Raw genomic sequence first — 275 nt, 5'->3', positions numbered from 1 at the left:
GGCAGCGGTGTGGCAGCGCTGTTTTTTGCCGCCGCCGGCTTCCTGCAGAGCCGTACGATCGCCACACCGCAGACTGACCAGGCCACCGCGCTTTTCGGGACCTTTTCTGTCGGCGTGCTCGGCTATTTCGGCATCTTCGCCACGATGATCATCATCGCCCTGCTGACGACGCTGACGGCGCGCGTCACGGTCGTCCGCACGATATACGAGATCGATACACTTCGCTCCGATCCGACACGAACAGACGGGATAGCGAGCTGATGATAGCGATCACA

General features: G+C 61.1%; 1 protein-coding gene. It reads left to right on the top strand.

Annotated features, from left to right (window positions below):
- The coding region (locus SB659_RS19410) for a hypothetical protein (RefSeq protein ID WP_410551581.1) at positions 1 to 261 on the top strand (261 nt) is incomplete at its 5' end.
- Between the last annotated feature and the right edge of the window lie 14 nt (positions 262 to 275).

This window comes from Arthrobacter sp. SIMBA_036 (assembly GCF_046535135.1).
Lineage (GTDB): Bacteria > Actinomycetota > Actinomycetes > Actinomycetales > Micrococcaceae > Arthrobacter.
The sequence above is the reverse complement of the archived record's forward strand: the minus strand, read 5'-3'. Positions and strand labels throughout refer to the sequence as shown.